Here is an 8,776-nt window from a genome sequence, read left to right on the forward strand (position 1 = left end):
ATCATTCATGAAAAAAACCATCCTGATTATCCTGCTTCTGGCGATTGCGTCAAATTTTGTTTTTGCACAGAAGAAAAAAAAGGTCGAAAAACAATCTGAAACAAACAGCGCCGCGACACCATGCATGGATGTGCTGGAGCTCTTCACTTCGGCCAATGTTCCTGCCATGAGCCCGGAGGAGGAGTTTGCTGCAATGCCAACCTCGACGGAACCGGCACCTGCTAACCTACCAGGAAAAGGATTGGCTCAGCATCCAATGCTCTACATAGGCGAAAACTGTAACAGAATGTTTATCATTAAAGATGGCATGCCGATCTGGACGTATTCCACGGGTACAGGCCCCGAGTACGACGATGTGTGGATGCTTTCCAATGGCAACATTCTTTTTAGCCGGATGAAATACGTTGCCCTGATCACCCCCGATAAAAAAGTGCTTTGGAGCTACGATGCCAATAATTCCAAAGGTGCCGAGCATACCGAAATCCATGCTTGTCAGCCTATCGGGTTGGACAAAGTGATGTTTGTAGTAAGCGGCCTGCCACCCAAATTAATGGTTGTCAATATTAAGACGGGCAAAGTCGAAGTGGAGCATGAACTTCCTTACATTCGGCCTGCGAACCCCAATGATATCCACCCGCAGCTCAGACGGGCCCGAGTTACCGCTCAGGGCACCTACCTTGTTTCTTTGCTCAACATGAACCTTGTTTTGGAATATGATAAAAATTTCAAGGAAATCTGGCGATATGATATCCTTTCGCCTTGGGCAGCAATCCGGTTAAAGAATGGTAATACGCTGATCACCAATGAGAAGGAAGCGCTTACACGAGAAGTTAATGCCAAAGGTGAGACGGTCTGGGAATTCAATTGCAAGAATGACCTTCCGGCAGAATATCAATTTACCTCGGCTCCGCAAAGCTGCACCAGGCTTGCAAACGGCAACACCATTTTCGCATCACGCGGCCAGAAAAGCAAAGGTCCGCAGCTGATCGAAGTCTCCAAAGACAAGAAAATAGTTTGGGTATTGCAGGACTGGAAAAATGTCGGCGATGCCACCGCAGTACAGATTTTAGACGATCCCGGCATTCCTGAAATTCCGGGCCAATCAGAACATTGATACATTAATTTGATTCAAGAAACCACCCAATCTTACCCCTCACTTTTGCAGCATTACCTCAAAATGAAACTCACAAAAACAGCCGGGTTATTAAGTCACATGATATTATTAATGACCATGCTATTGGCCTGTTTGAACAACTTGGCGATAGCACAAACAGTTACTGCCGATAAACCGGCGGCACCTGCTAATTTACCTGGCAAAGGCCTTAAACAATTTGACTTCTTCTACGCGGGTGAAGCCAAATCGCGCAATATGTATATCATTCGCGATGGACAGATCGCATGGTCGTACATCGATACGGTTGGAAAAGGCGAGATCAGTGATGCAATATTAATGAAAAATGGGGATGTGCTATTTGCCCATCAATATGGGGTGACGCTCATTAATAGCGAAAAGAGGGTGCTTTGGAAGTACAACACACCCGACGGGTTTGAAACCCATACAGCTCAGGCAATTGGCAAAGAACACGTGGTATTTGTTCAAAATGGCAATCCTGCGAAAGTATTTGTCATGAATATCAAGACAGATAAACTTGTAAAAGAATTTGTATTACCATTCAAAAGCGGCACCCACGGACAGATCAGACATGCGAGGTTGACAGCAGAAGGCACATTACTAGTTGCGCACATGGATCTGGGTAAAGTGATAGAATATAACCTCGATGGAAAGCAGCTTTCATCCATTGACGTGCCAAGCGTATGGTCGGCTGTTCCGTTAAAGAATGGCAATCTTCTGGTCGCTAGCAATCAAAACCTAGTGAGAGAAATAACCCGTTCGGGTATTGTTGTTTGGGATTATCCTCTGGCTAATGTTCCCGGCTATAATATTACAAACCCACAGATCGCATTGCGTCTTCCAAACGGAAATATACTGATCAACAACTGGTTTAACCAATGGAGTACGAAGCTAAATCGCGACAACGCACCGGTACAAGCGATTGAAGTGACACCTGACAAAAAGATTGTATGGGCGCTGAGCTCGTGGTCGGCACCTGATCTTGGGCCTTCTACAACAATTCAATTGTTAAATGACCCTTACAACACTTACGAGTCAGTTCACTTTGGTAATATTCATTGAATTGAACAGACACATAAAACAATATTTGTCAAAAACCCAGATGACGAAAACTTACACTTACGGATCGCTAATCCTTTTACTGATTTCCATACTAACATTAACTTCTTTAACTTTCTGGAATAACCAGGACGACCAGCCCAACGCAGGTTTAACTACTCCACAGGGTTTCAAGGCCGTAAAGCTTGTTGAAGGACTAGGAAAAGTCCGCCATTTGATCGTCACACCAAAAGGGAATATTTACGCAAGATTGGCAAAGCCAGTCAATGGACAGGGAACATTGCTATTAGAGGAAAATAATGGGAAGGCAATTGTAAAATCAGGTTTTGGAAATTACGGCGGTACGGGTGTGCAGTTATATAAGGGCTATTTGTACGTCTCGTCCAACTCAGAGATATTCCGCTATAAAGTGGATGCCAACCAGCAGGTAATCAACCCTGACGCACCTGAAACAATTGTGACCGGGTTAGTGGATAAGGGCACCCACGAAACCAAATCCATCATGATGGACAATGCCGGTAACATGTACATTCCAATTGGTTGTCCATCGAATTCCTGCCAGATCGAGGACAGAAAAAAAGGATCGCTCGGGCAACCCGGCTGCCCGTTACTGGAAACTTCCGGCGGTGTGTGGCAGTTCAAGCCTGACAAACTTAACCAGACTTACGCTGATGGTATTCGCTACGCTACGGGATTGCGGAATGTAGTAGCCGTCGATTGGAACAAGCAAACAAAGCAGCTGTATGTCATGCAGCACGGCCGCGACCAGCTCAATAACCTGTTTCCTAACCTGTATGACAGTAAAGACAATGCGGAATTACCCGCAGAATGTATGTATGCATTAAAAAAGGGCGATAACGCAGGCTGGCCATTTATTTACTACGATCCTGCGCAGCAAAAAAAGATCTTGGCACCCGAATATGGCGGCGATGGTAAAAAAGAAGGCAATCCCGAATATATAGACCCTGTTGCCGCCTACCCTGCCCACATGGCACCCAATGACATTCTTTTTTATACCGGTCATCAATTTCCAGAGCGGTATAAAAATGGTGCTTTTATAGCCTTTCACGGTTCCTGGAACCGTGGTCCTGAGCCACAGGCCGGATATTTTGTTGTCTTTCAACCTTTCAAAAACGGGAAACCTTTTGGTAAATGGGAAGTTTTTGCAGACGGTTTTTCTGGCTCACAGGAAAAGACGGCATCCGGCCGCGCAGACCATCGTCCTTGCGGGCTGGCGCAGTCGGCTGATGGCTCCTTGTATGTAAGTGACGATTCAAAAGGCGCCATTTACAAGATAACTTACAGTAAGGAAGCTGAAAGTAAGCCTATAACATCTGCAAGCACCGCCTCTACTAAGACTACCGAATCAGAAAAAAGCGCCCGCGAAATCCCTGCAGCCATGAGAGAATCTTATACCGCCGGTAAAGCTGTCTATAATCAAAATTGTGTCGTGTGCCACCAGGCCGACGGTGGCGGCGTCCAAAATCTGAATGCGCCGCTTACAAAAACCGATTACGTACTGGGAAGCAAAAGCCGGTTGATTAATATCATTCTCAGCGGCATGAAAGGCATTGACATCAATGGTGAAAAATATAGCAATGTAATGCCTTCACACAGCTTTTTAAGTGACAAGCAAATTGCCGACGTGCTGACTTATGTGCGTAACAGTTTTGATAATAACGCCAGTGCCGTTTCAACATCTGAGGTAACTGCTGTGCGGAAAGGAAAGTAACGACCTGATATTACTAATATCTAAACGTTCACAAACACTTCTTTAAAAAGCACCAAGAGGCACGTATTGGTGCCCACTGGTGCCTAACTTGAGTTATGACCTTTCACCTAATTCGATAGTATTGACGGTTAGCTCAGCTGGAGCCTTAAAGCTCCCCTACTCTAACTCAATTCATTTCACTAAAGGCATTTGCAGATAACTGGCGTATTTCCCGCCTGTGTGCAGAATATGTGTGCCTTTATTGTTGGTAAGACCGCCCGGTGTCCCCGGCATTACTGAGCCGATCTCATCTTTACTGCTGATCATTACCCGCAATGTTTCACCTGCATAATAAGTCATTCCAATCGGACTGAGCACAATATCCAGTTCTACGATCTCCTTTTCTGACAGCTTTTCCACGCGGTCAAAACTGTAAGCAGGTACTTCGTCGGTAGAAAGGGTTGGGTCCAAATGTCTGGCAGATGCACGCAAGCGGCCGCTTGGGCCTTTATAGCGCAGTGCGGAAGCCCCATCCTGGGTGAAATCCTGCAAAGCCGCATTGCGGTTTGGCACAACAAATTCACTTAGTACATTGCCCAGTTTATCGATTTTTTGTACCCACACAAACACATCCATATCGTCTGTATTTTCAGCTTCCATAAACAGTTTCACTTTCGGATAGCCAATAAATGTGGTTTCTTTCTCAAAAACAGTCTGGAACGATACACGGCATGGCAAAGCCTCTGGGAAATAGCGAAGTGGCAATTCATTTTCATCGGCAGTTACCTGTAAAGTCCGGGTTCTGCCACTCATGTAATAGCGCTGCATCTCCGATTCCTTCGGAGGAAAAGTCTCCGCAATAAGGCCGGTTTGGTTATTACCTTGAAAATCCAAAATAGAATAGCGTACAGCAGGTGTGTTTTCCCAACCATTTTGTTTGCCAAGCAAGAAATAGTCAAAGACCCGGCGAAGGTCCTCGGTGGCTTCCGCACTGTAATAGTCCGGCCACTCCTGGGTATCGTGGATACGCAACCATTTTTCAGCAGAGCCAATAGAACGCCACGCCCGGAAAGTTCCCATGGTATGCAAGGTGTTGGAGTAACTGGCAACGACATAGGCAGGAACAGTGATTTTGGAAACATCAGCTACTTTGTCTTCCCACAATTCGCAGTTTGCCAATGGATAGGCCTCCAACTCTGCTGCCATATCTTCGCGCTGCGCACCCGAAGCACTTACATGATTTATCTGCAAGCGGTGGATGAAATTCGGGTCAGGGATTCCGCCGATGTATGCCAGATCGCGATAGGCATCCTGTAAACCCTCAGTGGGGCTAATGCAAGTGAGGTGCGGGGGTTGCCCGGCGGCGATAAACCACTGCGAAAATGCCAGATACGAGGTGCCCGACAATGCCGTTTTCTGGTTGCACCAGTCTTGTGCCGCAAGCCACTCAATCAGGTCGTAGCAATCCTCTGCTTCCTGGGAACCTATCATTGTAATGTCGCCTTCGCTATGCGCAATTCCACGTGCGTCAGGATTACACACCGCATAGCCGTGCTGAACCCAATAGGCCGGATCGGGCCCTTCAAATTTGGTTAATCCCGAACCCCAGGCATTGCCCATTCCAAGCATATTGAATAAACCAACGTAACGGGGAGCTGTGCCTGCGCTTTTACCATAAGGACTCCACGCAATCAGCACAGGGACTTTTTCTTCTGTTACGGGCAGAAAAACATCAGTGTAAATTGTAATACCGTCCCGCATTTTTACCGGAACGTCTTTCAAGTATCGAATATCACAATCAAGCGGCTTGAAACCGGGAGCTATTTGCTCACCTTTTTTCAAGATGGTTTCCTTGGTTTCAAATGGGCTTAATACGCCGTGCTCAATGCCATTGTCAATGTATTCAAACGCCGGTTTGAAGATCATTTTTTCAGCTACTTTATTCATCGCTTTATAATTTTTCGGTTTTGAATTGTAAATGCTTCATTCATCCGTCGATACAAAAGTAAAGCGGCCCCAACTTCGGAGCATAAACGAATCAAACCGAAAAGTATAAATTTCAAACCTAGCCCACCCGGTAAAACTTAGGATTATGACCGGTTGCCTTTTTGAGGAAATTGCTGAAATAATTCGAATATTCGAATCCAAGCGCGTAGGCAATATCGGCTATGCTCCAATCTGTATAACGCAGCAAAGTGATTGCCTCCGCAGTAATGCGCTCACCAGTGATGGTGGTAGTGGGTTTTCCTGTAATTTGCTTGACAGCCCGGTTCAGGTAATTTACATGAATTGAAAGCTGACTGGCAAAATCCATTGCAGACTTAAAGGATAAAGGCGTATTCGGATTTTCAATAGGGAATTGCCGTTCAAGCATTTCCATAAACTGCGTAGTGATTCGCAATGCAGCATTGTTGAACTGTACAAAATGCTCCTCCGGCCTCATCTGCAACGCCTCGTGAACGATCTGCTGAATATAATTACGCATTAAATCATCTTTATAAATATAATCTGATAAGTCCGAGCCGATCATGGTATCGAAAATCGCAGCAAGCCTGGATTGTTGCTGCTCGTCCAATTTGAACGCAGGCGTGGTGCCTGCTTTAAGCAAAGGAGACTGCTTCATGCTTTCCAGGCGCTCAATAGGTTTGATGAATTCCTCGGTAAACACGCACGAATAGCCGGAATGATTTTCAGAAAGGATTTCGGTTGCATAGGGCACCCTGGAACTGGCAAAGTATAGGTACACACCGTCGAGACTGACAACATGGTCGTCGTAATGAATTTTACTGCTGCCCATGCTTAACAGTATTAGATGAAAATGCCGGCGGCCAAACGCAGTCGGCATCCCCTTCGGGACTCTGCTCCAACTCACCTTGAAGCCTCTCTGCTTCAAGATCGATTTTAATGCTGTACCGGGGAAGTCAACAGGCTTGTCCATAGTGAACAAAAGTATAAAAATCAATACACCTGTGAAAGCGGCAATGCTCGAACTCATTATATATTCGAAGCCAGGCGATATCAGTTGAGTAGTACGATTTAACAGATACTGGATGTACCAAAGTTGCCTGGTATCTACTTATAACAATTAGTTTAGGCACTCATGATATTTCATTTTAACAACCGGTTTTGTGGGCAGCACAAAGCGATTAAAAAACTCAACATTATCTCATGATCCTGGATCAGGCAGTCGTTGTACGTATAGTTAAAGTAAGAATTTGCTTGGCGTCATTACATGCTGCATTTTCGTAGCTGTAGTTGTACCAAAACAATCCTTCAATAAATGGACAAGGGAACAAACAAGTAATTGTGAATTTTCATCCTGACCAAAACTCGTTTTACTCCTGCACGAAATTTGGCGGTTAACCGTCCATTATATGCCAATACCGATCTAACGCCGGCCTACCTATACAGTATCTGTTTGAGCTGTTGCAGGTCTGTGCACCAGGTGCAAGCGGTAAAGCAAGGAAGAAATTCACTTAATAGAGCCGGTTGCGGGCAATTTCCACGGCCCTCAGCCTCTCGATCATCCGCCGCAACCTTGGGCGGGTGTAGCGTTGCAGCAGGACCGGGTAAATATTTAAAAGGACATTGAACAATATCAACCACCGGGTATCACGGAGGGAATAGGCAAATAATACATATCCGGTAACGATCAGGACGATGATGGCGACGATTAAATGCCCGGATTCAGCCACCCGGGTCGCCCGCTCGTATGCCTCGAAGCTATCAATTCCTTTTTTAATGGGTGTTTGCTGCTGCCTGACCTTTTCCCAGCCACTTTTAGTCAAAATAGTCCTGTACCATTCTACACCTAATATCCTGTACAATTTCCCTTGTTTTTCAAATGGCCAAGGGTCGAAATAGGGAGAATCCAGCGCTGGTTTAAGTTGAAATTCTAGTATTGCAAACCAAAACATCAAAGCAAAATTAAAACCGAAACTAAAAGGTGCAGTAGTTACATCCAGGTAACGAATCATAAGAATTATACTAATCACCGCCAGCGAAAACAGAAATAGAATCTTTACCCATTTAGAAAGCATGAAGAATTATTTATGTTTTGATTTTTAGTAACTCGCATTTGATCGCCCAAATATTACCAATATGCATGACTTTCAAAAATGTGTTAAAGTGGCGCAAACTGAAAAGTAATGCTCTCACCTTCTTCACGGCAGTCAGTGCATAGTCTTTCTACTGATCTCGGAACACAATGGAAAAAGTGGCTCTCTTTGCACTTTCAAAGAACTTTCGCAAAACAGCCTTGGCCTATTGTTCTGTGTTTTTTCATTTAACATAAAATCTGTTATTCAGACAAGTGTCAATATCACAAAAGGTAGTCTTTGTTCACATACTTATGGCGGTTTTTTATGTATATCTACCTCACTCAGAAGTACAGTTTAAGGGGCTAGAATCGGAGTAAATCAAACACAAAAAGGTGCTCATCAGCCCCAGACCTACATTTACGACAATAGTTCCAATTACATTTAAACCACGGTTTGAATGAACCCACTTGTGCAAAATATCTCTGTTAAATCAGTGCAAAATTGTATGTACCCCATTTTTCAGACAGCCATTTGTTGTTGTATTTCTTTTTTCAGCAGCAATTCTTTCCATTCAAAAGGGGTCATATTGCCGAGTCCTTCATGAGGTCTTCGCTGGTTATACTCTTCGATCCACTCCGCTGTTAATTGTCTGACCTGGTCAAGGTCGAAAAATAAATAGGCGTCCAATACTGCTTCTCTGTAAAGCCTATTAAACCGTTCAATGAACCCATTCTGCGTGGGTTTTCCTGGTTGGATAAACCGAGTTTCGATATTCCTAGCTGCACACCAAATTGCAAAATCCTTCGAGGTGAATTCTGGTCCGTTGTCCGACCT

The 8,776-nt window shown here is 44.8% G+C and carries 7 protein-coding genes; 3 read left to right on the forward strand and 4 right to left on the reverse strand.

Annotated elements, in window-relative coordinates:
* Positions 1 to 7 precede the first annotated feature (7 nt).
* The 3 genes from B5X68_RS28130 (at position 8) to B5X68_RS28140 (ending at position 3,923) form a co-directional block, all read left to right on the forward strand.
* Positions 8 to 1,114, forward strand: a complete 1,107-nt coding sequence (locus B5X68_RS28130; protein WP_082218107.1) for a beta-propeller domain-containing protein — start codon at positions 8 to 10, stop codon at positions 1,112 to 1,114.
* A gap of 63 nt (positions 1,115 to 1,177) precedes the next feature.
* Positions 1,178 to 2,194, forward strand: coding sequence for a beta-propeller domain-containing protein (locus tag B5X68_RS28135; protein ID WP_082218108.1), 1,017 nt, complete (start codon positions 1,178 to 1,180; stop codon positions 2,192 to 2,194).
* A gap of 40 nt (positions 2,195 to 2,234) precedes the next feature.
* Positions 2,235 to 3,923, forward strand: a complete 1,689-nt coding sequence (locus B5X68_RS28140) for a PQQ-dependent sugar dehydrogenase (protein ID WP_082218109.1) — start codon at positions 2,235 to 2,237, stop codon at positions 3,921 to 3,923.
* Positions 3,924 to 4,094: 171 nt separating this feature from the next.
* Here B5X68_RS28140 and B5X68_RS28145 read toward each other — a convergent pair whose 3' ends face one another.
* The 4 genes from B5X68_RS28145 to B5X68_RS28160 all read right to left on the reverse strand — a co-directional run.
* Positions 4,095 to 5,849, reverse strand: a complete 1,755-nt coding sequence (locus tag B5X68_RS28145) for a CocE/NonD family hydrolase (RefSeq protein WP_082218110.1) — start codon at positions 5,847 to 5,849, stop codon at positions 4,095 to 4,097.
* Positions 5,850 to 5,967: 118 nt separating this feature from the next.
* Positions 5,968 to 6,699, reverse strand: coding sequence for a helix-turn-helix domain-containing protein (locus tag B5X68_RS28150; RefSeq protein ID WP_170916761.1), 732 nt, complete (start codon positions 6,697 to 6,699; stop codon positions 5,968 to 5,970).
* Positions 6,700 to 7,378: 679 nt separating this feature from the next.
* Positions 7,379 to 7,819: a glycosyl-4,4'-diaponeurosporenoate acyltransferase CrtO family protein gene (locus B5X68_RS28155; RefSeq protein WP_141110451.1), complete on the reverse strand. Its 441-nt coding sequence runs from the start codon at positions 7,817 to 7,819 to the stop codon at positions 7,379 to 7,381.
* A gap of 642 nt (positions 7,820 to 8,461) precedes the next feature.
* On the reverse strand, positions 8,462 to 8,776 hold a 315-nt coding region (locus B5X68_RS28160; RefSeq protein ID WP_141110449.1), incomplete at its 5' end, for an integrase core domain-containing protein.

This window comes from Dyadobacter psychrophilus (assembly GCF_900167945.1).
Classification (GTDB): Bacteria; Bacteroidota; Bacteroidia; order Cytophagales; family Spirosomataceae; genus Dyadobacter; species Dyadobacter psychrophilus.